Source organism: Peptoanaerobacter stomatis, assembly GCF_000238115.1.
Lineage (GTDB): Bacteria > Bacillota > Clostridia > Peptostreptococcales > Filifactoraceae > Peptoanaerobacter > Peptoanaerobacter stomatis.
In genome coordinates this window covers 247,285-270,515 of sequence record NZ_JH414546.1, presented here as the reverse complement: position 1 = coordinate 270,515, position 23,231 = coordinate 247,285, and the positions used below count along the sequence as shown (strand labels likewise).

20 protein-coding genes and 1 pseudogene are annotated in these 23,231 nt (G+C 31.7%); 2 read left to right on the top strand and 19 right to left on the bottom strand.

Annotated features, from left to right (window positions below; all coding sequences use genetic code 11):
- The 10 genes and pseudogenes from HMPREF9629_RS11855 to HMPREF9629_RS01095 all read right to left on the bottom strand — a co-directional run.
- Positions 1-420: pseudogene (locus HMPREF9629_RS11855) on the bottom strand (hypothetical protein); the annotation flags it as partial.
- A gap of 325 nt (positions 421-745) precedes the next feature.
- Entirely contained in the window at positions 746-1,450 is a 705-nt protein-coding gene (gene deoD / locus HMPREF9629_RS01135) for a purine-nucleoside phosphorylase (RefSeq protein ID WP_009524469.1), read from the bottom strand.
- Between the two features lie 11 nt (positions 1,451-1,461).
- Complete coding sequence (locus tag HMPREF9629_RS01130) at positions 1,462-2,166, bottom strand: Crp/Fnr family transcriptional regulator (RefSeq protein ID WP_009524468.1); 705 nt, start codon at positions 2,164-2,166, stop codon at positions 1,462-1,464.
- 254 nt (positions 2,167-2,420) lie between these two features.
- Positions 2,421-3,563, bottom strand: coding sequence for a BMP family lipoprotein (locus tag HMPREF9629_RS01125; protein WP_009524467.1), 1,143 nt, complete (start codon positions 3,561-3,563; stop codon positions 2,421-2,423).
- A gap of 34 nt (positions 3,564-3,597) precedes the next feature.
- Positions 3,598-4,242, bottom strand: a complete 645-nt coding sequence (gene deoC / locus HMPREF9629_RS01120; RefSeq protein WP_009524466.1) for a deoxyribose-phosphate aldolase — start codon at positions 4,240-4,242, stop codon at positions 3,598-3,600.
- Between the two features lie 429 nt (positions 4,243-4,671).
- Complete coding sequence (locus tag HMPREF9629_RS01115; protein ID WP_009524465.1) at positions 4,672-5,994, bottom strand: pyrimidine-nucleoside phosphorylase; 1,323 nt, start codon at positions 5,992-5,994, stop codon at positions 4,672-4,674.
- Between the two features lie 256 nt (positions 5,995-6,250).
- Positions 6,251-7,213, bottom strand: a complete 963-nt coding sequence (locus HMPREF9629_RS01110; protein ID WP_009524464.1) for an ABC transporter permease — start codon at positions 7,211-7,213, stop codon at positions 6,251-6,253.
- Positions 7,213-8,313 carry an ABC transporter permease gene (locus HMPREF9629_RS01105; protein WP_009524463.1) on the bottom strand — a complete coding sequence of 367 codons (1,101 nt, stop codon included), beginning with the start codon at positions 8,311-8,313 and terminating at the stop codon, positions 7,213-7,215. The genes HMPREF9629_RS01110 and HMPREF9629_RS01105 overlap by 1 nt, the downstream gene beginning before the upstream one ends.
- Positions 8,300-9,838, bottom strand: a complete 1,539-nt coding sequence (locus HMPREF9629_RS01100; RefSeq protein WP_009524462.1) for an ABC transporter ATP-binding protein — start codon at positions 9,836-9,838, stop codon at positions 8,300-8,302. Before HMPREF9629_RS01100 ends, HMPREF9629_RS01105 begins: the two co-directional genes overlap by 14 nt.
- 162 nt (positions 9,839-10,000) lie before the next feature.
- Entirely contained in the window at positions 10,001-10,423 is a 423-nt protein-coding gene (locus HMPREF9629_RS01095) for a cytidine deaminase (protein WP_009524461.1), read from the bottom strand.
- Between the two features lie 403 nt (positions 10,424-10,826).
- On the opposite strand from HMPREF9629_RS01095, the gene HMPREF9629_RS01090 reads away from it, so the two are divergent.
- On the top strand, positions 10,827-11,687 hold the full coding sequence (locus tag HMPREF9629_RS01090) for a PD-(D/E)XK nuclease family transposase (protein ID WP_009524460.1): 861 nt from the start codon (positions 10,827-10,829) through the stop codon (positions 11,685-11,687).
- A 211-nt stretch (positions 11,688-11,898) separates the two neighbouring features.
- On the opposite strand, the gene HMPREF9629_RS01085 is transcribed toward HMPREF9629_RS01090, so the two are convergent.
- From HMPREF9629_RS01085 to HMPREF9629_RS01070, 4 genes are all read right to left on the bottom strand, one after another.
- Positions 11,899-12,363, bottom strand: a complete 465-nt coding sequence (locus HMPREF9629_RS01085) for a threonine/serine exporter family protein (protein WP_009524459.1) — start codon at positions 12,361-12,363, stop codon at positions 11,899-11,901.
- Positions 12,360-13,142 (bottom strand): threonine/serine exporter family protein, encoded by a 783-nt coding sequence (locus HMPREF9629_RS01080; protein WP_009524458.1) that lies wholly within the window; start codon positions 13,140-13,142, stop codon positions 12,360-12,362. Before HMPREF9629_RS01080 ends, HMPREF9629_RS01085 begins: the two co-directional genes overlap by 4 nt.
- Positions 13,143-13,469: 327 nt before the next feature.
- Complete coding sequence (dtd, locus tag HMPREF9629_RS01075; RefSeq protein ID WP_009524457.1) at positions 13,470-13,937, bottom strand: D-aminoacyl-tRNA deacylase; 468 nt, start codon at positions 13,935-13,937, stop codon at positions 13,470-13,472.
- A gap of 23 nt (positions 13,938-13,960) precedes the next feature.
- The gene (locus HMPREF9629_RS01070; protein ID WP_009524456.1) at positions 13,961-14,473 is read right to left on the bottom strand and encodes a hypothetical protein; all 513 of its coding nucleotides are present in this window, start codon (positions 14,471-14,473) and stop codon (positions 13,961-13,963) included.
- 292 nt (positions 14,474-14,765) lie between these two features.
- Between HMPREF9629_RS01070 and HMPREF9629_RS01065 the strand changes: the two genes are divergently transcribed.
- Positions 14,766-16,112 carry a DUF4825 domain-containing protein gene (locus tag HMPREF9629_RS01065; protein WP_009524455.1) on the top strand — a complete coding sequence of 449 codons (1,347 nt, stop codon included), beginning with the start codon at positions 14,766-14,768 and terminating at the stop codon, positions 16,110-16,112.
- Positions 16,113-16,193: 81 nt separating this feature from the next.
- On the opposite strand, the gene HMPREF9629_RS01060 is transcribed toward HMPREF9629_RS01065, so the two are convergent.
- The 5 genes from HMPREF9629_RS01060 to HMPREF9629_RS01040 form a co-directional block, all read right to left on the bottom strand.
- Positions 16,194-17,741: a BCCT family transporter gene (locus HMPREF9629_RS01060; RefSeq protein ID WP_009524454.1), complete on the bottom strand. Its 1,548-nt coding sequence runs from the start codon at positions 17,739-17,741 to the stop codon at positions 16,194-16,196.
- A gap of 30 nt (positions 17,742-17,771) precedes the next feature.
- Positions 17,772-19,274 carry an HAL/PAL/TAL family ammonia-lyase gene (locus HMPREF9629_RS01055; RefSeq protein ID WP_009524453.1) on the bottom strand — a complete coding sequence of 501 codons (1,503 nt, stop codon included), beginning with the start codon at positions 19,272-19,274 and terminating at the stop codon, positions 17,772-17,774.
- Positions 19,275-19,627: 353 nt separating this feature from the next.
- Positions 19,628-21,895 carry a xanthine dehydrogenase family protein molybdopterin-binding subunit gene (locus HMPREF9629_RS01050; RefSeq protein ID WP_009524452.1) on the bottom strand — a complete coding sequence of 756 codons (2,268 nt, stop codon included), beginning with the start codon at positions 21,893-21,895 and terminating at the stop codon, positions 19,628-19,630.
- Positions 21,885-22,739, bottom strand: a complete 855-nt coding sequence (locus HMPREF9629_RS01045) for an FAD binding domain-containing protein (RefSeq protein ID WP_009524451.1) — start codon at positions 22,737-22,739, stop codon at positions 21,885-21,887. The genes HMPREF9629_RS01050 and HMPREF9629_RS01045 overlap by 11 nt, the downstream gene beginning before the upstream one ends.
- Positions 22,732-23,199 (bottom strand): (2Fe-2S)-binding protein, encoded by a 468-nt coding sequence (locus HMPREF9629_RS01040; RefSeq protein ID WP_009524450.1) that lies wholly within the window; start codon positions 23,197-23,199, stop codon positions 22,732-22,734. The genes HMPREF9629_RS01045 and HMPREF9629_RS01040 overlap by 8 nt, the downstream gene beginning before the upstream one ends.
- Between the last annotated feature and the right edge of the window lie 32 nt (positions 23,200-23,231).

Below are 23,231 nucleotides of genomic sequence, written 5' to 3'. Positions count from 1 at the left end.
TGTTCTGTTTCCTTTTTTGTCTTCTCCTGTATATATCACATAAAACTCGGGTGTTGGTAGAATTATTTGCTTTTTACTGTGTACGTTGAGTCTGTTTTCTTGCAGATAGTCTTTTACTGTTTGTGAAAGATATAATAACATTCTGAGTGCTATATTGACTGATTGTGTGCTTTGGGCTTCTACTAATATTAAAAGTTTGTCTTTTGCTATAAATCCTAAGTCGTTATACATACTGTGTACTAATATGTTTTCGAGTGTTATTATTTGTAAATCTTCTTGTCTTGTGTCCAAGTCTTCGGGGTGAAGATCTTGATACAGTTGCAGAAGATATTTTTTGTTTCTGAATAAATCTGTGAATACTGTATCTTTTGTCTTTCTGTTTATTATGTCTTTTTTGTTTATTTTATTCTTTTTTTCCATTTTATTTTTCCTAAATTTATATTTTTATTTATTTCATTATATCAATATATTTCTATATTTTCCAGTTACATTTAATTTTTTTGCAGTATATACTTTATTTAAAAGTTCATTAAATATAGTAATTCAGGTTAAAAACGGATATGTAAAGAAAATTTTTCTATTCATTATTTTTTTAATATAGATGAATATTTTATAAATATTGGATTTGTTTTAAAATTAATCAGCTGTATTTATATTTTAAATAATAGTATTATACTGAAACCTAATAGAAGATAGAAATTAGTATTAAAGGCGATTAGAGTAAAATCTAACCGCCTTTTTCATTTTAAATATCAAGTGCTATTTCTATCATATTTGAAAATCCTAATTGTCTTTGTTCTGCTGACAGATTTTCATCTAAATATATATGGTCGGATATCGTAAGCATACACAGTGCTTTTTTATTAAGAAGTGCAGCGTTCATATAAAGTGCGGCAGCTTCCATTTCTACTGCTATTACTCCCATTTTTTTCCAAGAGTCGTTTGCAGTAGTATCATTACTATAAAATGTATCTGATGACAATATATTGCCTACCACTGTTTTTTTTCCTTGAAGTTTTGCAACTTCTACAGCTTTGTTTAACAACTCATAATTTGCTATAGGTGCAAATGTTCCATTTAATTTGTATTGTGATACATAGTTTGAGTTTGTGCAGGCACCCATTCCTATAACTATATCCATAACGTGAACATCATCTCTTAATGAGCCGGCTGAGCCTATTCTTATTATTGAGTCTACATCATAAAATTTATATAGTTCGTATGAATATATACCGATTGACGGCATACCCATACCGCTACCCATTATGGATACTTTTTCGCCTTTGTATGTGCCTGTATATCCGAACATATTTCTAACTGTATTGAAGCATACTATGTCTTGAAGGTATTTTTCGGCTATAAATTTTGCTCTTAGCGGGTCTCCCGGCATTAATACTTTTTTTGCTATTTCTCCATATTTTGCTGTGATATGAGGTGTTGGAATACTCATATTAGTCCTCCTTAATCTATTTTTTCTGATATATAATTTAACATTTTTTCATATTGTTTTTTTGTTATTAATATTTTTGAATTTTCCTTATTTATAAGTCCTTCTTCTTGCATTTTTCTGATTGAACGGTTGATGGTTCTTATGCTGATACCTGTTCTGTCCGATAATTCCAAACGTGTGAGTTTTACAAGGCACCTGTCGTTTTTGGAATATTTTTCATAGTATTGCATTAATAGGACAAAAAGTCTGTCTCTTCCCTGTAAAAATAGAAATAATCTGTTTTGTCTGTCTTCTTCTAAAAGATATGTTCCTATTGTTTTCATTTCCATTTTTATGGCGTTTAGATCGTTTAATATCCAATTTGAAAACTCTTTTGCAGGACATACCAATATGGTGCAGGACGTTTCTGTTATAAGCGTGGTGCAGTATTTTTCTATATCTAAAACTATTTCCATTGCTCCAAGCATTTTTACAGGATAAAATCGCATAAATTCGTATGAAATTCCGTGCATTCGATAATCTACGGCTCGAACAACTCCGTCTAAAAGAATATATATATTATCTACACTTTCGTTTTCTCTTATGAATATAGTATCTTTAGGCAATTTTTTAACTTTTAAATTTTTTAACATATTTTCGGGAGCAGTTTTTATATAGTTCAAAAAATATTCTTTATTTTCTTTAGGAATATTAGGAAAGTTATCTATGTTAATCATATTTCTCCTTAAATTAAGAAAATGGTTAGCTAATTAAAATAAAAGTTATTAATACTGAACACTATTAATAATTATAATATTATAAATTATATATAATTGATTATTTTGAAAAACTGTAATGTTTTAACAATATGAATATATTATATTTTCAATTAGTGTTTATAACAATATAAAGGTATAATATATAAAAATTTCAGCTGTATTTTTATAAAAAAACCGTCCTCAAATAAGGACAGTTTTTAAATTGTTGTATATTATTGTATATTTTCAACTTTTACCAATTCAGTAGGTACTTCTGCAGCGTTTTCTGCTATATCGTCTTTGTTTACAACTACTTTACCGTCAACTATGTCTTGATATATTTTATCATATTCTTCTTTTGTGAAGTTTTTGAATCTTGCTGTATCCATAGCTAATAGCACGTTACCTGTATCTGCGCCAAGTACAACTGATTTTCCGCCTTCAAATTTATCATCATATATAGTTTTTAATGTTTCATATACTGAGTTTTTAAGGTTTTTCATTGCTGATGTTATAACTGTTTCTGATTCACCTGATTGGTCAACGTCAACACCTATAACTGCTTTTTTAGATTTTTCTGCGGCTTTCATTACAGAGTTTCCAACTGCTCCACCACAAGCAAATATTACTTCTGTTCCATCTGTGAACCAAGAAGATGCTTTTGTTTCATTTTCAGGAGTTGCATCGAAATTTCCAACGTAAGTATATTTTATTTTTACCTCATCTTTTGCTAAATTAAGTTCTTTAGCAGCTGCGTCTGCACCTTGTATATATCCGTATCCGAATCTTATAACAGCGGGTACGGCTATTCCACCCATAAATCCTAATTGTCTATATCCTTCTTTAACTGCTGCATAACCTGCAAGGTATCCTGATTGTTCTTCCGCATAGAATATAGATGCTGTGTTTTCAGTGATTTCTGCGTCTTTATTCAAATCATGTGGTGCACCGTCTAATATTATGAATTTTGTATCAGGGTATTTTGTTTGCATTTTGTAAATTGGTACTTCAAATAAAAATCCTGGACAAACCACAACTTTTGCTCCACCTTTTATTGCAAGCTCGATTGCTGTTATACAAGCTGCATCTGATTTTTCAGTCGGTTTGTAGTATTTATGAGTTTTTCCGGCTTCTTTTGCAAATTGCTCAACGCCTTCCCAAGCTCCTTGGTTGAATGATTTGTCATCAATTGTTCCAACGTCTGTTATTAGAGCTATTTCTGCTTCATCAGCTGATTGTTCATCATTTTTTGCTTCTGATTGCTCCGTTTTTGTTTCCTCTTTTTTCTCAGCGGTTTGGTTTGAACCACCGCAACCTACTAATAGTGTAGATGCCATAACAACTGAAAGCAAAACACTAAAAAGTTTCTTTTTCATAATAAATTGCCTCCTAAAATAAAAAATATTTTTTTTAATCTATCAGTGAAATAGCTGAACTTGTACCTATTCTGCTACAACCTGCGTCAATATAGTTCTCCATATCAGCTTTTGTCTTGATTCCTCCTGAGGCCTTCATTTTGACATCATTTGATATGTGTTTTTTGAAGAGTGCTATGTCTTGTAAACTTGCACCGCCTGTTCCAAAACCTGTGCTTGTTTTGATGTAATCTGCCTTTGCATCGCTTACTATCTTACATAGTTTTTCTTTTTCTTCATCAGTTAAATAGCAAGTTTCCACTATTACTTTAAGTATTACATCTTTAGCAGCCAGTCTTATTTGTTTTATTTCATTTTCTATGTAAGAAAAGTTGTTGTTTTTTACTTCACAGATGTTTATTACCATATCAACTTCTCCTACTCCGTCTTCAATAGCTTTTTTTGTTTCAAAAACTTTCACATCTGTTGTATTGTACCCAAGTGGAAATCCTATAACTGTGCATACATTTATTTTATCTCCATAGGTATCTTTTATTTTTTTTATGTAACAAGGTGGTACACAAACACTTGCCATACCATATTTTATAGCTTCATCACACAACTTTGCTATATCGCTCCACGTTGTGAAAGCTTTTAATACAGTATGGTCTATTTTGGGAAATATTTCTTCATTTTTCATAAAATCTTCTCCTTTAATAATAGTACAATTTGGTATAATGGTCAACATTTAATTTATCAAAATTTGCCCTAAAACCGTGCATTTACTTAGTTGGGCTTTGCAGAGCTTTCGCTTGTGTAACTTCAGTGCACGCACTCAAGCTCTACTTGTCAGCCTCGTTCTACACGTTTTATAGAACAAATTTTACTCAAGCATAAAAAAACTGTAAAAGATCAAAATATTTAAAAATATTATAATTTATATTTTTCGAATACCAAATTATTGTTTTAATTTACTAAAAATAATTTTTATTTTATACTTAGAAATATAGTATTAATTTTAATTTAGCACTTGGATAATGTATCAGACGAACGAAAGTCGAATGTATGTACTTAGCCTACATAACTGAGACTTGATGTGAAGTCTGACAAAGTTAGACAAGATGATAAATCAAAATTTATTTATGCTGTCTTTTTCAATTCTTGCAAATACAAGTTTTTCTTCTTTTGGTTTATCTTTGCTGAATTGTAGAGCTTTTATATAGTTTTGCTCTACAGAATTTATGCAGTTTTCATCATTTGTGTAAAACTTAGCAAGTACATCGCCTTTATTTACATAATCTCCTACTTTTTTCGACAGTATTATTCCTGCTGAATAATCTATCGGAGAATCCTTTGTCATTCTGCCGGCTCCTAAGTGTGAAGAGCATAATCCTATTTGTTGCGTATTCATTTTTGATATATAACCGCTTTTAGTTGATTTTACTTCATAGATTATTTTTGATTTTTCAAAATTGTCTGTATTTTCTATTACAGATATATCTCCACCTTGAAGTGCTACCATTTTTTTGAGATATTCATAGGCTGATTTATTTTTTATTGCGTCAATTGCCATTTGTCTGCATTTATCCAAATCGCCTTTTTGCGCTAAGTAAAGCATATTAGCTGATAATTCTATGCATACGTCAGTTAAGTCTTTTGCACCTTTTCCAAGTAATACATCTACCGCTTCAATTACTTCAAGTGAGTTTCCTATATTATTTCCAAGAGGTATATCCATGTCTGTTATAAGTGCTACTGTTCTTTTTCCTGAACGCTCACCTATGTCAACCATAGCTTTTGATAATTCAATCGAACCGTCCAATGTTTTCATAAATGCACCACTTCCGGTCTTTACATCAAGAAGTATGCAATCTGAACCTGCTGCCAATTTTTTGCTCATAATTGATGATGCAATTAGCGGTATAGAGTCTACAGTTGCGGTTACATCTCTAAGTGCATATAATTTTTTGTCGCAAGGTGCTAAATTTCCGGATTGTCCTATCACAGAAAATCCTGCTTTATTTACTACATCGAAAAATTCTTTTTGTGTCAGTGTAGTTTTCATATTAGGTATGGCTTCAAGTTTATCTATTGTTCCGCCTGTATGGCCAAGTCCTCTTCCTGACATCTTTGCAACTTTTACACCATAAGATGCTACTATAGGAGAAATTATTAGAGTTGTTTTATCTCCAACTCCGCCTGTAGAGTGCTTATCAATTTTTATGCCTTGTATTGCGGATAAATCAACTATATCGCCTGAATGTGCCATTGCATCTGTCAATACAAATGTTTCTTGGCTGTTCATACCTTTAAAATATATAGCCATAAGCATTGCAGACATCTGATAATCAGGTATATTTCCCTCTACATATTCACTTACCATTTCTCTTATTTCTTTTTCACTTAATACATTTCCATCACGTTTTTTCATAATTAAATCATACATATACATCGGTATCACCCCTTTTTTATAGGTTGTTGTAAATTTAATTAAGCGAATTTTTTATATAGAATATTTGAATTGTAATGCTAAAAACTATTTAAAATAATGAGATTTTTAAAATGTTGTATTTCCTTAACTTTATAAACGAATTAAACAAGTCATGGTTTTTAGTTGTAAATATATTTATTTAATAAATAAAGGTATTGCTCTTAATTGACTAAATTATAAATATTTTTTTGTTTTTTGTAAGTTTATAAACTTAGTTTTATCTCACTGATTTATCATATGGGATACCTTCTGCTTTAGGGGCTTGAGAGTTTTTGGACATAAATACAAGCACGAGCAGTGTTATTATATATGGTATCATCTTGAACACATTGGCTGATATAGGTAAGTCTTTTAAAATTGGTATGCCTGAGTATGCAGCCGCAAAAGTCTTCATAATACCAAAGAAAAATGCTGAGAAGAATATTTTTTGACATCTCCATTGACCGAATATCAAAACCGCAAGTGCCAAGAAGCCATAACCTGCAACTGTTGCATTGAAGTTTGTAGAAGTAGGTACTACAAAAACTATTCCGCCTATACCTGCCAATATTCCTGATATTAAAACGCCCATATATCTTATGAAATATACATTTATACCTACAGAATCAGCGGCTTGAGGATGCTCTCCGCAAGCTCTCAGTCTTAAGCCGAATCTTGTATGTGTGATAAGGATATAAGATATTAAATATATTATCAAGCCTACATAAGTAGTTATATAAGCGTTTTTGAAGAACATTGAGCCTATTATAGGTATACCTGACAGAACAGGTACTTCTGTTATGTGAAATTTATCTGCAAATTGTACTTGTTGTACACTTTGTAGTATTCTCGCTGTAAATATTACAGCAGCAGGTGCAAACATATTAAGTGCTGTACCTGATATTGTTTGATCGGCTTTCAGATTTATTGAGGCGAAAGCGTGAAGCAGTGAAAAAAGTCCACCGGCAACGCCTGCAATAATTATAGCTACTAACAGCATAAGTTGAGGATTCATAGGAGAATCATTCATTTGCATTAAAGCTATAAATCCTATACCGAAGAATGCACCGATTACCATTATTCCTTCAAGTGCTATATTTATAATTCCGCTTCTTTCACAGAACATACCTGCGAGAGCGACTATTAAAAGAGGAATTGCAAAAAACATTGTCTGTTGAACTATATAATAGATTGTGTTCATTATTGTTTATCCTCCTTTTTGTCTTTTTTATCAAAAAATAATTTTAAGATTATAGTTTTAAATACTAAAGAGAACGCACCACAATATATTATAGCCGCAACTATCATATCTATTACTTCCGGAACAAAACTTAAAAGCTGTAAATTATATCCGCCTACTGTTATGTGTGCAATGAATAGACCTGCAAATAATATACCTATAGGATTTGATACGCCAAGTAATGCGACTGATATACCGTTAAAGCCTTCGGGAGCTATTACGTCAAGCACCTGCATATATTTACCTGTAGAGCCGAGATACATAAGTGCTCCGCCAATTCCTGCAAGTACACCTGATATTGACATTGCAAGTATGATATTTTTTTTGTCATTTATACCTGCATATCTACTCGCATCTTTGTTCATACCACAGGCTTTTAATTCAAAGCCGAAAGTAGTTTTTTCGATAATTATATATATTATTACTACTGCTATTATCACTATTAAAAGTGCCATATCCAAGTTTGCGTCAGGAAACAGTATATCAAGACCGAGTCTTGGTGTTTTTGCAGATTCTGCTACAGGCAGTGTTTGGTTTTTTAACTGGTCATATAATTTTAGTTTAGGAATCATCATATTTACAAAAAATATTCCTATATAATTTGTCATAATAGATGATATAACTTCATTTACATTTGCTACGGTTTTTAAAAATCCAGGTATGAATCCCCATAATCCTCCGGCAATTCCTGCAAGTATAAGAGCCACAATAAAATGTATTACAGGAGGTAAAAATGTAAATTTTATACCGACTAAAACAGCTACAAATGAACCCAATGTAAATTGTCCGGCAGCTCCTATGTTAAAAAGTCCGGTTCTAAAAGCAAAACCTACCGCAAGACCTGTCATTATTATAGGTACTGCTAAATTTACAGTTTGACCTATACCGGTCATACCGTTTACAAGTCCACCTTGTAATATTGTGATAAAACCTGCACTTGCTTGCTTGGCATTTGACACCAAAAGGATTATAAGTCCGAAGAGCAAACCGGCAAGTATAGCCATTATAGATGAAGAAAAACTTATTATTGATTTTTGAAAATTTTTGTTATTGTTTTTCATATCCTATACCTCTCTTTGTTCCAGCCATATATAGTCCGAGTTCTTGTGTTGTAGCGGTTTTAGGGTCTATGTCCGCAACTATCTCGCCCTCATACATTACAAGTATTCTGTCACTTAAATTCATAACTTCATCCAATTCAAAAGATACTAATAAGACTACTTTTCCTTTATCTCTTTGCTCAACCAATTTTTTGTGAATGTACTCTATTGCACCTACGTCTAATCCTCTTACAGGTTGTACTGCTATTACAATATCAGGATCTCTGTCAAGTTCTCTTGCTATTATCGCTTTTTGCTGATTGCCTCCGGACATTCCTCTTACGATTGACTCTTCTCCCTGTCCGCTTCTTACGTCATATTGCTCTATAAGTTTTTTTGCATATTTTGATATTTCGTCAAATTTTATAAAACCGTTTTTTTGAAACCTGTCATCATAATAAGTTTGTAGGACAAGATTTTGGGCAAGAGTATAATCAAGTACAAGACCAAATTTATGTCTATCTTCAGGAATATGAGCCATTCCGTCCAAACATCTTTTTCTTATACTCTCGTTAGTTATATCTTTTCCGTTTAAAATAATTTGACCTGATTCCACATGTATAAGACCTGTTATTCCGTATACAAGTTCCGACTGTCCGTTTCCGTCTATACCGGCAATTGTTATTATTTCACCTTTTCTTGCTGTAAATGATACATTGGATACCGCATTTTTTCCTGTGTGTATTTGGTCTTTTATGGTAAGATTTTTTACTTCAAGAACTGTATCACCTGCTTGTTGCTCTTTTTTATAAACATTCAGATTGACTTTTCTGCCTACCATCATTTCCGACATTTCTTCTTTTGAGGTAGATTTTACATCAACAGTACCTATATATTTCCCTTTTCTAAGTACACTACATCTGTCTGCAACAGCCTTTATTTCATTGAGTTTGTGAGTTATAAAAACTATTGATTTACCTTCTTTTGCCATTTGCTTCATAATTTCCATGAGCTCATCTATTTCTTGTGGAGTAAGTACAGCTGTAGGCTCATCAAATATTAATATATCATTGTCGCAGTACAACATCTTGAGAATTTCAACTTTTTGTTGCATGCCTACCGTTATATCGGATATGTACGCATCAGGATTTATGTTGAATTTATAATTTTCAGAAAGCTCAACTACTTTTTTTCTTGCCTCTGTCATCTTTAAAAATCCGGCATTTACAGTTTCGTGACCTAATACAATGTTTTCAAGCACAGTAAAATTATGAACAAGCTTGAAATGTTGATGTACCATACCTATGCCGAGATCATTGGCTATATTTGGGTTGTTTATATCTTCTTTTTTTCCATTTATATATATTTCACCTTCTTCAGGCTGATATAGACCGAATAATACACTCATAAGAGTAGATTTTCCGGCGCCATTTTCACCCAACAAGGCATGGATTTCACCCTTTTCAATATGCAATGTAACATCGTCCAGTGCTTTGAAATCACCAAATTTTTTGGTAATATGATTCATTTCAATTACATTACTCAATTAGTGTTCGCCTCCTTTATATAGCTAAAATACAGGCATTCAAGATATATTCGTCTGCCTTATTTTACACGTTTTATAGAACAAATTTTATTTACTCAATTATTTTTAATATCAATTCACTGCATTTCACATCAATATAAGTCAATATCTATGGCATTAATTTTAGTTTTTTAAATTATCTTTATTAAACCCAAGCGGCATTATTTCACTCAATTTATATTCTTTATACTCCTGTTCGGATTTTGCAAGGATAACCGTAAAGTTATCATAATCACAAAATTCCATCATAACCTGTCTGCATACACCGCATGGTGGAGTGTATTCAAATTCTCCGTTTTTTGTAGTTTCAAGTCCGCCAACAATCGCAATAGCATTAAACTCTCTTACACCTTCAGAGACAGCTTTGAAAAAGGCGGTTCGCTCAGCACAATTGGTAGGTGAATATGTTGCATTTTCTATGTTGCAACCTTGATATATTTTACCGTTTTTTGCAAGCAGTGCCGCACCTACTTTAAAATTTGAATACGGAGTGTATGCGTTTTCCCTTGCTTTAAACGCAAGTCGTATTAATTCACTTTTATTCATAATCATTTCCTTTCGATTGGAAAATATAATTATATTTTATTTATATATTGAAACATACAAATTAATTACATCTATTATAACAATTGTATTATAATTTAATTACAAAAAACAAAAAAGGACATATGGCATATTTAGGAATAATTATACTATATTTTTTAAGAGTTTTGAAGTAATTTACTATAAAATAGTCAACGTATATACAGATAAATTTGAATAAATGAAAAAAGTATGGAAGTAAAAAATGTTATTTTCAATATACTATACAATAAGTATTTATGATATAATAATATTATAAAATCAAACAATAAATACATATAAACAATATATTTTAAATAATAAAAATTGCAATTTTTTTTAACAAGGAATCAGTATTATAAAAAACGAAATAAACGGAGTTTAATAAATGAATAATGATAAATTGCAAATAAGCGAAAAAAATTATGAAAGATATAAAAAATTAATACAGGAATTTGTTCTCTTAGATGATACATTTATGAGAAAAGTATTTGAAGATGTGAAATGCAGTGAATTGGTATTAAAAATAATAATGGAAAAAGATGATTTGCAAATAACACAGCTTAAAATTCAAGCAGATATGAAAAATCTGCAAGGACGTTCAATAATAATGGATGTACTTGCAAAAGACAAACAAGGAACAATATATAATATAGAAGTGCAAAGAGAAAACAGTGGAGCGACACCTAAAAGAGCAAGATATCACAGCGGACTTTTAGATATGAATATATTAGAGCCATCAGAAAGCATAGAAAATTTACCTAAAACATATGTAATATTTATAACAGAAAATGATGTATTAAAAGGCAATCTTCCTATATATCACATACAAAGGACTATAAAAGAATTGGGAAATACAGAATTTAATGATAATTCTCACATAATATATGTAAATTCAAGTATACAGGATGATAGCAAATTAGGTAGATTAATGCATGATTTTAGATGCAAAGAAGTAGAAGAAATATATTACAAAGAACTAAAAGAAAGAATATGGTATTATAAAAAAGACGAGGAAGGAGCGAGAGATATGTGCAGAATATCAGAGATGTTGAGAGAAGAAGGCAGATTGGAAGGAATGGCTGAAGGTAGATTGGAAGGAGAGGAAAAAGGAATACAAAATATAATAGAAGTATATAGAAATGAATTATTTTTAGATAAAGAAGAGATAGTGTCAAGAATAAAGGCGAAGTTTGATTTGACATATGATAATGCACAAAGTTATGTAGATAGATTTTATAAAAAATAGACATAGCGATAAAAGTGAAAAATATTTGGATATTAAAATATTAAAAACCGCTCATATTTATAAATAATACTAAAAATCAATAGAATTATAGAAAAATAGTGTTGTATAAATTTCATTAAAATATAATACTGTTTATAGAGTTTTCAGATAAATTATCTATTATTCTATTATGGATTAGTATAAAATATAGATGTTGAGCGGTTTTTTACACTTATTCTTTATCTTCTCTCCATACGTCTACTGATTTTTTCCAACCGAATACTTTCGGGGATATGGAGTATGCAACGCCTATGCCCATACCTATAGAAAGTGCCAATTTTATACTTTCAAAGCCTTTGCGTATTGCTTCTGTTTCATTTCCTATTATTGCATAATATGCCGTATAATAAATCCAAGCACCGGGAACTATTGTAAATATACCACAAAGCAAAAACATAGTAGTTGTTGCTTTGTACTGTACAGATAAATATCTTGATACGACGGTAAGTACCAAACTTGCCATAAATGTAGCTATTATAGGTCTGTGAAAATTAAGGTTTACAGCGAGATATACCGCCCATCCTATACTGCCAACAAAACCGCAATGTAGATAATATTTTTTTGGAACACTGAAAAGTACGGAAAAAGCACTCGTTCCGATAAAAGCGGCAATAAGCTGAAGTACTATATATCTCATATAAGACCTCCTATAATAATCCAAATTCTAAGCGCAACACCTACACCGGCAGCTATACAAGTGGCGGTTATAATTGCATCTACCATTCTGATAAGTCCCGATACATGATCGTTTTCCAAAAAATTTCTTATTGCATTGGTTATAGGGATACCCGGCACTAATGGAAATATCGCTCCTATTATTATTTTGTCCAGATAGTTTCCGATGCCGAGACTGTATAATGTATGGCATAACAGTGTTACCATAGCACTTCCGGCAATATAACTCATAATTTTAGGTATAGATAATTTAGGCACTATATACAATAAGAAAAAATAGAGTACAACTCCGGCGATAAAAGATACAAAAGTATCATAAAAACTTCCTCCGAACAAGTAGCAGAAACTTCCGCTACCAAGACCGGAGCATATGACTTTTATTAGTTTTGATGATGATTCCAAATTTTCTATATTTTTAAGCTCATCTTTTATATCTTCATATTCAAAATTTTTGCTTGCCAGTTTTCTTGAAAGCTCGTTTAGAGCTTCCACTCTGCATAAATTAGTTGATGCCAATGGTACATAGCATATGCGTGTTGAGTATAATTCGCCATCTATAGTTATTGATGCAAATACAGCATTTGCTATAACATAAGCATTAAAATCTTTTAAACCGAGACTTTTTGCACCATAATTCATAGCGGCATTAATTCTAAAAATTTCACCGCCGTTGGACAGCATAAGAGAACCCATATGGGTAACAGTTTTGAAATATTCAAGTTGTCTTTTGCTATCAGTCATATGTCTACCTCTTTTTATATTAATACGGATATTTGTTTAATCAATGGATAAAATGTATATAATTTTTTGCTTTGAATATACTTATACTAAAACTCAATAGAGCTATAGAAAATATCATTGTGTAAATTTATTTTATTAAGTGTTGCACTTATATTGTAAACCTAAAAATATGATAGTATTTATAGATTTTTTGTATAAATTATCTATTATTTCATTAGAGATTATAGTAGTTTTTAGTATGAAGTGAGCTTATAAAAAAATCAGGCTTATTGATAATTATTGTATAAAATATCAACAAGCCGAAATTAAAAGTTTGATGTGATACAGTTATTTTTTCAATAACTCATCAGAGTCCAGCATTATAGTTACTGGACCATGATTTTCTATATTTACGAGCATATCTGCACCGAAGATGCCTGTTTTGACAGTTATGCCGTTTTCTTTCAGTTTAGATGCGAATTTCTCATACATTTCGTTGGCATATTCGGGTTTGCCTGCATCTATAAAACTCGGTCTGTTGCCGTGTTTGCAGTTTGCATATAAAGTAAATTGAGATATGAGAAGTATTTCTCCATTGCAATCAGCTATAGATAAATTCATCTTGCCGTTTTCATCTTCAAATACTCTCAGTTTTGATATTTTGTCAACAAGTTTGTTCAAATCATCATCAGTATCTGTGTCACATACGCCGAGTAATACGACGAAACCTTTTTCTATACTTTCTTTGAGTTTATATTCTCCGTCTGTTTTTATTGATACGCTTGATTTAAGAGATCTTTGCACCAATGCTCTCATAGTCTTTCCTTTCTATTTTTACTCTATTTTTTTGCAAGCTTTTTGCCTTTTTTAGCAAACTTCATACGTTTTTTTACATCAGCAATGAATGCTTTTTCGTCTTCAATCTTGTTTATATATACGGTATCGCTCAATCCTTTTTTTTGCATTTTTATGTTTATACCTTTTTTTGTCAGTTTATCTATAGATTCCATATCTTGATACAGCAAGAATTTACCTGAATATATTAAACCGTTTTCGTACATAAGTATGTTTTTGATAGAGATAAATGATACAAGTGCCACAAAATATACAAATAAGGCAAATGTAAAAATCATGGTAGGAGTCTTTTTCTCCTGAAGTATGAACATAACCACATAAAATGCACCTATTGCAAGCATTACATATCCCATAGTTTTCACCGTGGACTTGTGTTTATATTCACCAACCTTATTACCGGCTAATTTTTTGAACCTTAAAAAATGATTACCTACGAAAATAGTGTAGCCTAATACAACGGCGATCATAAATATGTTGCTTATAAGTATGTCTCTCAAAATATTACCTCCTAAAATAAAAACTTCATTTTATATATTATACTATATAATTTACAAAATATTAACATTTATATGTAAATTTATTCCATATTACGAGTTTTTAATATATAATATAAAATATATATGTTAAAAGATTGACAGTATATAACCTTTAAATTATATATTTTTTTCTTGAATTTGTATAGCTTTTTATATAAAAATTTGAGAAAATGGATACAGACTAAGTCTGAGAGTATAAATTTTTTGATTGGCTTATGATAATTTAAGACTTAGCTTTACTGTGGAGGTATTTATGAATAAAAAATTTTTGATTGGAATAATAGTTGTACTTGGAGTTATAGTTTCGCTTATTGTGGCGAAAGTATTTTTGGATTTTGCAGATAAAAACACTGAAATACCTATAAATGCCAAAGATTGGGATGAACAAATATATACTATGCGTACCAATTATATAGGCGATAACTCAAAAGTATCAAAGATAGTTAATTCGCTTAAATTTCCGGAAGAACTTAAATATTCTGGAATAGAGTTACAGACATCTGATGACTTGCCGAAATCGCTTAATATAATATTCAGCTCATCAAACGAAAACCAGGAAACTACAAAAAATATCAAATCCAATTTCAGTTATAATTCTATGATAATATTATCACTCATCGAAAATTGTGATAAAGTTGAAATGTCAATAAATAAGAATGGAGCATTGTATCCGATAGAGTCAAGGCAAAGACAATGGGCAACAGAATTGATAGGAAAAGATCCGTTTGAATTTACGGCTACGCTTGAAGATTTCAAAGAATATATAAAAAAGATAGATTCAATAGATTTTAACGAAGTTCAAACGTATACTCCAAATTTGGAAGAAAGCATATCAAATGCCATATTATCTCATAATAAGGACAAAGTATATAATGGAGAATTTGCAGCTCAGGGGCATATAACTTTGGGAACGGAAGTGGACGGTATAAATACGACAGTCTATGTATATATGACATATATGCAGTTTCAATTTCAAAACGGAATATTTGAAGAATGTGCTGAGATGAACTCACCGGCAGTTATAACTTTTACAAAAGATGAATACGGCAATTATAAGTTGTCAAATTTTGCAGAAACAAAAGACGGTTCATTGTATGAAGTAAGTCTACAGGAGTTGTTTCCTGATGACATAATAGATATGATTAAACTTTACAATTCCAACACTAAACAACAGGAAAATGTGAACAATCAGATAGTATCATCGGCAAAAGAATATCTTATTGAAATAGGTAGAGAGGATGCTAAAATAGCACTAAGCTATCAGGAAAAGAACTATCCTCCGTTATCCGCTCAAAACTCTGAAATATATGATATATTGTACAAAGCTTATTCAGACTTTCCATATTATGTGGGAACTTTGGAAAAACTCGAAAATCACATAAGATATGAGTACAAGACAAGCTATGAAAAACAGGATTTATCAGATATATTTTCTTACACTAAGACTAATATGAACACCGGAGATATAGAGGAGCATGTAAAGGTACAAATATCAGGTGGAGAGATAAAAGCATTGGAAGGAGAAATAAGAGATACCTTTTACGAATTTAAAAAATCATATGATGCGGACAGACAAGCCGCTCAAGGATATAATAATTAAAAAATCATAAAAATAAGTGTATTTGTAAAATTGTTAAGACAAATTACAAATACACTTATTTTTTTATTGTACAAAATCAGGTTATTCTTCTATCTTGTCTATAAAGAACATTTTTATACTTGAAATTATTTGCAATATGAATATGAATAAAACTACGAAACCTCCTGCGGCTGCAAGTGATTTAACACCTTGAACACCTTGCTCTCCGCCACCGAATGCAGCCATTATTATAGCTATTATACCTATTGTAACTCCCCATAATATTTTTAAAGATCCGGGAGCTTCAGAACCTATAGGTATGTCTTTTATGCACATAGATGCTACGTTGTTTGCAGTTGCATCGGCTGCTGTAACGAATGAAATAAGGATTACAAATATATTTATAGGTATTAATATTGTTCCAAGACCGAACGGCATATTTTCTATGAACTGATATAGAGCAGTAACCGAATTGGCATTTTGTATAGTGCTTACAAGATCCACTTGGTTTGTAATTTGCATATTTATAGCTGCATTACCCCAAACTCCAAACCAAATTATACCGAATATTGCAGGTAGTATAAGATTTATTATTAAGCATTGTCTTATAGTTCTACCATAAGATATTTGTCCCAAGAATATTCCTGTAACAGGAGCATAAGCAATCCATACTGACCAGTCAAAAAGTGTCCATGAACGAGTAAGTGCGGCTCCACCTATATCTATAGGATCCAATCCCCAAGACCAGAAATTTTGCAACCATTCAGCCATACCTGCTGTTGTATTTCTAAGTATGAAAAGTGTAGGACCTGTAACTATTATAAGTATTAAAAGTCCATAATAAAAATATGCATTTAATCCTGCTAATTTTTTAAGACCGTTGTCAAGTCCGACATAAGAAGATAATGTAAATGCCGCAATTATAAGCACACCAATTCCTATGAAAAGTGGAAGTGTAACATCTACTTTATAAGAATAGCTTATACCTGTACTTATTAAAACTATGCACATAGTAAGACCTGAGCAAAGACCAAGAACTATAGCAAGCATAGAAAGAGTATCAACCACACTTGCAAAAGCGCCTTTTCTGACTTTTTCGCCAAATAAAGGTTCTAATGTCGATGTTACGTTTAATTGTTTTTTCTTGTTGAAGTATACATAAGCAACTATTACACCTGTCAAGGCATATAAAGCGTATGGTAAAAATGTCCAGTTATAAAAGCATCTGCCTATTGCAAATCTTACAGCCTCTGCGCTTCCAGGTTCTATTCCAAGGGTTTCAAGTTCTCCGTAAATATTTCCTAAATATATAAGAGGCTCATTTACTCCCCAAGTAACTATACCTGTTGCAACTCCACCTGTAAGTGTCATTGCAAACCATGTGCCGAAAGAGTATTTAGGTTTTGCATCTTTTCCACCTATTTTTATACTTCCGATTTTAGAAAATAACAATGCAAAAACAAGAAATAAAGTTATGATTGTAATCCATTGATACAGCCAGCCGAAACTTTCGAGAGACCAAGCAAAAAATTTGTTTGATGTTTCTGTCAAGGCTTGATTATTTACTATACCTATTATTGCAGCTATTGCTACAAGTATAAAAGACGGTACAAAAACTTCCCATCTTATATTTTTCTTTTCGTTTTCCATTTTATAGCACTCCTTTATGTATTAAATTAATTATTTTATGATTTCAAGAAGTTTATTTGATTTTATGATATTGTATATTTTTTGAATATCTTTACTCAAATTTCTGTCTTTATCCAAAAACGGTATGTCAGATCTTATTATTTCATAAGCTTTTTTTGTGACTTCACCGAGTTTATGATTTCCTCTTAAATCTATAGCTTGAACAGCATGCATAGCTTCTATTCCGATTATATATCTTATGTTATCCACTATTTTGTATAATCTTGATGCGGCAAGCGGAAGATTTGACGCATGGTCTTCTATCGTGCCTGCAAGTGAATAAAAGTCCATTGAATTCGGATTTGCAAGTCCTCTGTTTTGAGTATCAAGCATAGTGAATGTTTTTTGTATTGTTCCGTATGCTATACTTTCCACTTCTTTGGCAGTCAAAAATCTTGTAAGTTTTGTAAATGCCGGATCTGCAAGCTTTATAGTTCTGTAGCATGATGATTTTGACAGATGGCTAAGTCCCGTTGCAAGCATTTCTATACCTACTGCAAGAGTCGTAGTTTCAAAATTGGCACTTACAAATGATGAGTTTTCTTCAAGTATTATGCAGGGGTTGTCATCTGTTGTGTTGATTTGAACATTCAAGTATTTTTTTACAAATTCGAGTTCGTCTAAAATACTTCCGTTTATTGAGTGTGCGCATCTGAAGCTTAGAGGGTCTTGAAGCGCTCTTTCAGGATCTTTATCGTGAAGGAAACTTCCTTTTAAATAATTTCTGCAATCTCTTGCAACTTTTATTTGTCCGTATATTCCTCTTGTAACGTTTACATCTTCTCTTAATTGCTCCATAACTCCGTTTAGACCTTCAAGGCTTAAACAAAATATTATGTTTGATAAATCTACTATTTCTTCGATTTCTCTCAGTGCCATAACAGCCATAGCCTCACCTTGTGCATTTGATGACACTATGCTAAGACCGTCTTTAGGTCCTAATATTATAGGTTTCAGTCCTTCCATATCCATAGCTTTTTTGGAATTCATGACTTCACCTTTATATGTAACGTCTTCTTCGCCTATAAAAGCAAGTCCTATATGACTTAGTGTTGTTATATCAGCTTCACCTATTGAACCTCTCATAGGAACTCTTGGATGAATTCTATGATTTAAAAAATCTACATATGCTTGCATAAGTTCAAGTGACATACCTGTATGACCTGACAAAACTTTGTTAAGTCTTAAAAGTAAAATTGCTCTTACATCTTCTTCGCTGTGATAAGGCGGTACTCCCAAGCAGTGTGTATTCAGAAGATTTTTATTATATTGAGTGAAAAAATCCTGATCAAATTCCTTGTCCTTGTTCCAACCTACACCTCTGTTAAGTCCGTATACAGGCTTGCCTTCAGCCGCCATATCGAACAATACTTGTCTTGCTTTTGCAACTCTTTCTTTTGCTTCTTCATCTACATCCACTTTCTGATAATTGAACGAAATATTGTAAACATCTTCAAGTGTGAGATTACTTCCATTTAGAATTTTTGTATCCATATCTCCCTCCTAAAACATTTTTTACATTTTCAAATAAATAATTTTTATGAATTTTGAAACATTTACAATTAAATTTAATTATTATAAAAAATTACGTTTTAATACTTGCATTTGGATAATTGTGTATGAATATTTATTTGAAAATAATTATATAAGATATATCTTTAAAATTATCAAGCTCAATATGTGAAATTATTGTTTTATACATATTTTAGGCAAGATAATTTTTAAGATATATTTTTACAAAATTGGTAAATCTACATTAAAATCTAAGTTTAATAAGTAAGTGTAAAAATATTAAAATTTGATATACTGTTTATTATAAAGCGTTTTGACTCTTGTTTAATAATATTTTAATTATTTATACTACTTTCCTTTTCTACTATAGCTTCGATTATTTTTTCAGGTGTTGCAGGGTAATTCGTGATATTTGTTCCAAGAGCGTTATTTATAGCGTTTATAACAGCCGGTGCCGGAGCAACACAGCTCATTTCGCCCACGCTTTTGATGCCGTACGGAGCGGATTCATCTTCCGACTCTATGAGTAATATATCTATTTTAGGCATATCCTGAGAGTTTAATATATGATATTTGGATAAAGAATTTGTCTTTACATTGCCTTTTTCATCATAGACAATTTCTTCGCTTAATGCCATGCCGAGACTCATATGCGCTCCACCATAAATCTGTCCTTCTACGAGTGAAGGGTTTACAGACTGACCTATGTCATGAACAGCTAACGCATCTGTTATTTCCACTATTCCTGTGTATTTATCAATTTTTACTTCTGCAAAAAATACTGCAAATGATGCAGGATTCGCCTCCTGTTCATGATGCACATATACCGTCATAGCTTCAAAATTATTTTTTTCGGCAAATTTTACAAGTTCGCTGTAATCTACACTTTCGCCTGTTTTTTTACAAAATACTTTTCCGTTATCTGTATATATATCTTTTTTATCAAAATTTTTTAATTGAACTGCTACATCGATTAATTTTTCTCTTAATTGTTCTCCTGCTTTTTTTATTGCTCCGCCGTTTACAAATGTAACTCTGCTCGCTTGAGTTCCGGCAGCATCATAAGGTGTGTATAAAGTATCCGCTTCTGTCATTCTGATTTTTGCAGGTTCAAGATCAAGTGCTTCAGCGGCTATTTGAGTCAATGATGCTATAGTACCACAGCCTTGTTCATGAACGGATATTTTCACAAGTGCAGTTGAATCGCTGAAAAGTGTAAATTCAACATTACAAAAATCAGGAAATGCGCCTTTATATCCGTTTCCATGAGTTGCGGCAGCAACTCCAATACCATATGCATATCTGTCGGTATTTTTTTTATATATATTTTCTTTTCTTTTGTACCAATCGAATCTCTCCATACCTTGTTTCATACACTCTATTACTTGTGCATTTCCCAAATTAGGTCCGCCTGTAGGGTCATCTTGATATGGTTTTGCTAAATTAAGTAATCTTAATTCGCAAGGATCCATATTTAATTTTCTTGCGATGTCATCAATATTCAACTCACTGATTGCATGCGATTGAGGTCCACCGTATGCTCTTGCTGCACCGCCTGGAATTGTATTGGTATAATATGATTTACCTTCTGCACATTGACTTGGGATTTCGTACAATCTGAAAAGTTTTTTCATAAAAGCGTTTACTATACTTGTGGCATTTGTATCATATGCTCCGCCGTCTACATATGCATCTATTTTTCTGCCGAGAATCTTTCCTTCTTTAGTAACCGCAGTTTCAATATCCACTTGTACAGGATTTCTTGAAACAGTGCCTACTAATGTGTCATATCTATCCATATAAAGCATTATAGGTTTTTTCAAATCAAGTGTTATAAATGCTGATAACGGCTCTAATATCGGCTGTTGTTTGCCTCCGAACGAGCCTCCCATATTGGACTTTATGACTCTTACCTTGTTGTAAGGAAAATCGAGTATTCTTGATATGTGCATTTGAACGGCAAAAGCCACTTGACATGGTGTCCAAACTATAAGATTACCGAAAATATCTATTTCACTTAAACATATATGAGGTTCTATTGCCAAGTGATGAATTTTTTGAGTAGAACCGCTTGTCTTTACTATGTAGTCGGCATTTTTTTTTGACTGGTCGAAATCTCCATAGGATATTGATTTTTTATAACATAAGTTAGTATCATTTTTAATTATAAATTCATCTTTTATAGAGTCTTTGAGATCTACGACCGCTTTTAATTCTTCATAATTTACTTTTATTTTTGCAAGTGCTTTTTCAACGGAATCTTTGCTTTTTCCGACTACTATTCCTATTCTGTCACCTACAAATCTTGCTACATCGTTTATCAGTTTTTCATCTCTTTTTCCCTGTATGCCTGTGAACCATTCCATAGAGTTGTAATAATTGGTATGCTCTACGTCTTTAGATGTATATATTTTTACTATACCGTCCACTTTTACGGCTTCACTTATATCCAAGCTGTACTTTGCATGGGCTTTTGTAGATAATATAAGCTTTGCAAATAAGACGTCTTTTCTCTCCATATCGAGTGTGTATTGAGTTTTCCCTATGGCTCGTTCATAGGAGTCTTCTCTCATAATTCTTTTACCTAAATATTTATATTCCATTGTCGTGCCTCAATTCTTCCAATATATCGCTCAAAATACCGTAAATTGCTTGTCTTTTATAATACTTTGACTCTCTGTTAGGTATAGCTTTTTCGACTATATCAAAACCTATTTTTCTAACATGTTCATCTTCTATTTTACGTATATCTTTTCCGTTAAAATATTGCTCCAATTCTATTGCGTTTATAGCCTTTATTCCAATAGCGCCTATATATATATGAGATTTTTCTATTTGAAAATCCTTCAGTATAAATAAACTGCCACAGTTTATTTTTGAAATTGTAACTTCTTTTCTTGAACCGAGTTTGGAAAAGTAGTTGTATTTTGAAGTCTTAGGTATGATTATTTTTGTAATCGCTTCATCTTTTTCAAGATTTGTCTTACCTCTTCCTATTATCAAGTCATCAACTTTTAATATTCTTTTAATGCCGTTTGAGTTTATCACTTCGCATAGTGCATTCAAGCTGAATAATACCGGTAGTGTATCTGCACTTTGAGAAGCATTTGCTACATTGCCGCCTATTGTCGCTCTGTTTCGTATCTGTTTTGAACCCACATGTCTTGTTGCAGTGGCAAGTGAATGAAAATTATCTTTTATTATATCGTTGTCAGCTATGTCTTGTATTTTTGTGATAGAGCCTATTTGTACATTGTCATCAAATTCCTTGATAAAATTAAACTCTGAAATTTTTGTCAAATCTATAAAATCTTTATCGAATATTCTTTTTTGTTTCATTTCCACCATAACATCGGTGGCACCTGCTAAAAGTATTGTATTTTCATCTTTAAGTTTTAATACTTCTACGAGTTCTTTTTCACTATTTGGCTGATAAAAATTATTCATTTTGAGCCTCCGCTAATAATGCCCTTGTTGCATCGAATATGCTCGCATATCCTGTACATCTGCATAGATTGCCTTCGATTGCCTCTTTTACATCTTCCATAGTAGGATTTTCATTGTTCATCATAAGAGCTTTTATACTTAGTATCATTCCTGGTGTGCAAAATCCACATTGTATTGCACCGTTATCTATAAAAGCTTTTTGTATTTTGTCAAGCTGTCCGTTTTTTTCCAAGCCTTCTATTGTAATTATCTCCGTATTATTTATTTGCCCTGTAAGAACTGTACAGCTTGTAACAGCTTTAGAATCCATAATCACAGTACAGGCACCGCATTCTCCTTCTGAGCAGCCTTCTTTTACACCTTTTAAATTTAAGTCGTCCCTCAAAAAATCTATAAGTCTTTTTGTAGGATCCACTTCCATATTCATCTGCTTTTCATTAATTTTAAACTGTATGTTCAATTTTCTTCACCCCTTAATTAAAAAGCACATTC

Bases quoted from the DNA above. Each gene is read 5' to 3' on its own strand.
- HMPREF9629_RS01085 (WP_009524459.1), bottom strand. From the start codon at position 12,363: ATGAGATATATAGTACTTCAGCTTATTGCCGCTTTTATCGGAACGAGT.
- HMPREF9629_RS01105 (WP_009524463.1), bottom strand. From the start codon at position 8,313: ATGAAAAACAATAACAAAAATTTTCAAAAATCAATAATAAGTTTTTCT.
- HMPREF9629_RS01110 (WP_009524464.1), bottom strand. From the start codon at position 7,213: ATGAACACAATCTATTATATAGTTCAACAGACAATGTTTTTTGCAATT.
- dtd (WP_009524457.1), bottom strand. From the start codon at position 13,937: ATGAGAGCATTGGTGCAAAGATCTCTTAAATCAAGCGTATCAATAAAA.
- deoC (WP_009524466.1), bottom strand. From the start codon at position 4,242: ATGAAAAATGAAGAAATATTTCCCAAAATAGACCATACTGTATTAAAA.
- HMPREF9629_RS01065 (WP_009524455.1), top strand. From the start codon at position 14,766: ATGAATAAAAAATTTTTGATTGGAATAATAGTTGTACTTGGAGTTATA.
- HMPREF9629_RS01130 (WP_009524468.1), bottom strand. From the start codon at position 2,166: ATGATTAACATAGATAACTTTCCTAATATTCCTAAAGAAAATAAAGAA.
- HMPREF9629_RS01090 (WP_009524460.1), top strand. From the start codon at position 10,827: ATGAATAATGATAAATTGCAAATAAGCGAAAAAAATTATGAAAGATAT.
- HMPREF9629_RS01060 (WP_009524454.1), bottom strand. From the start codon at position 17,741: ATGGAAAACGAAAAGAAAAATATAAGATGGGAAGTTTTTGTACCGTCT.
- HMPREF9629_RS01045 (WP_009524451.1), bottom strand. From the start codon at position 22,739: ATGAATAATTTTTATCAGCCAAATAGTGAAAAAGAACTCGTAGAAGTA.
- deoD (WP_009524469.1), bottom strand. From the start codon at position 1,450: ATGAGTATTCCAACACCTCATATCACAGCAAAATATGGAGAAATAGCA.
- HMPREF9629_RS01050 (WP_009524452.1), bottom strand. From the start codon at position 21,895: ATGGAATATAAATATTTAGGTAAAAGAATTATGAGAGAAGACTCCTAT.
- HMPREF9629_RS01095 (WP_009524461.1), bottom strand. From the start codon at position 10,423: ATGAATAAAAGTGAATTAATACGACTTGCGTTTAAAGCAAGGGAAAAC.
- HMPREF9629_RS01055 (WP_009524453.1), bottom strand. From the start codon at position 19,274: ATGGATACAAAAATTCTAAATGGAAGTAATCTCACACTTGAAGATGTT.
- HMPREF9629_RS01115 (WP_009524465.1), bottom strand. From the start codon at position 5,994: ATGTATATGTATGATTTAATTATGAAAAAACGTGATGGAAATGTATTA.
- HMPREF9629_RS01125 (WP_009524467.1), bottom strand. From the start codon at position 3,563: ATGAAAAAGAAACTTTTTAGTGTTTTGCTTTCAGTTGTTATGGCATCT.
- HMPREF9629_RS01080 (WP_009524458.1), bottom strand. From the start codon at position 13,142: ATGACTGATAGCAAAAGACAACTTGAATATTTCAAAACTGTTACCCAT.